This window comes from Parabacteroides sp. AF27-14 (assembly GCF_003635425.1).
Taxonomy (GTDB): domain Bacteria; phylum Bacteroidota; class Bacteroidia; order Bacteroidales; family Tannerellaceae; genus Parabacteroides; species Parabacteroides distasonis.
This window is the reverse complement of record NZ_QTLZ01000066.1, coordinates 1-1313: the sequence shown is the minus strand read 5'-3', so window position 1 is coordinate 1313 and position 1313 is coordinate 1. Positions and strand designations below refer to the sequence as shown.

Genomic DNA, 1313 nt, shown 5'->3' with positions numbered 1-1313 from the left:
CATTGTATAATAATTTATCGTTATAAATTTGCATAAACATTCAACATCAAAGTGTGGAATAAGACCGAGTTTTCATTAGTCATAAAGACCGTGAATCATGTTCTGTCCCCACACTTTATACATCAGAAACCGGATAGTTCAATGGGCTTTTAGACCCCGCATTCGCAATGATGGCTCATGATGTACAGATGTTGTTTAAAAAACATTCAGACCATGACTTACGTTGGAATCGATGTCAGCAAGGCGACTTTCGTTGTCGCTTATTCGTCAGCAAAGACAAGTAAAACGAAAACATTTAAGAATACCGTAAAAGGTATTCATGAGTTCGTCCAAACCATTTCAGCCGCCGAACATCATTGCGTGCTGGAAGCAACAGGCAATTACAGCGCGTTGCTCGTTTATCTGCTTTCAGAGGCGGGTATCACCGTCAGTCTGGAGAATCCTCTGAAGATAAAAAACTTCGCACGTGTCATGCTCACTGTCACCAAGACGGACGAGATTGACGCCCGCCTGATAGCCTTGTACGGTGAGAGAATGCAGCCGACTCCTTACAAGCTACGCAGTGACTCGATTCTTGTCTTAAAGCAGAAGCGAACGGTTCTACGGCAACTCAAAAAACAACTTGTAGCCACACGCAACCTTAAAGGTTCAATGGAAGTTCTGCCTCATTTCGACCCTGAATGCAAGAAAACCATTGAAAAAACAATTGGTTTCCTTGAAAGGCAAATCAAGGCTATGGAGGAAAAACTCGCTTCGTTGGCACAGGGCGAATACAAGAAACAAATGGATCTGCTCACCTCCATCAAAGGTATCGGTGTCACTCTGGCAACCGCGCTCATTGTAGCTACCGGCGGGTTCACATACTTTGATAACGCCAAGCAGCTTACCCGTTATTTGGGCTTGTCACCTACTTACCAACAATCCGGCACGTCAGTCAATGTCAAAGGTCACATCAACCGAAACGGGGATTCAAACCTTAGAAGCCAGCTCTATGTGGCGGCTTTCTCTTCTCTCAGGTCTAATACCGAGTGTAAGGCCTGTTTCGACCGTTTACGGTCTAACGGCAAGCCCGGTAAGGTGGCGGTCATTGCGGTCGCCAACAAACTCGTAAGGCAAGCCTTCGCAGTAGTCACTCACGGAAAGCCCTATGTCGATGGATTCAAATCTGAAAAGCCATAACAGCTCCTGCGGAGGGAACGCCATGCGGCAAGGGGCTGAGCTGTCAGCCCCGACGAGCTTTCCATGCACGATAAATTGCATAATCATGCTAATTATCGTTAACCGTATTCAATTTTCTTATTATAGTTCATGAT

The 1313-nt window shown here is 45.5% G+C and carries 1 protein-coding gene; it reads left to right on the top strand.

Annotation, left to right across the window (positions count from 1 at the left end):
• The first annotated feature begins 213 nt into the window (after positions 1 to 213).
• Positions 214 to 1179 carry an IS110 family transposase gene (locus tag DWY79_RS22400; RefSeq protein ID WP_122370517.1) on the top strand — a complete coding sequence of 322 codons (966 nt, stop codon included), beginning with the start codon at positions 214 to 216 and terminating at the stop codon, positions 1177 to 1179.
• Positions 1180 to 1313: the final 134 nt, after the last annotated feature.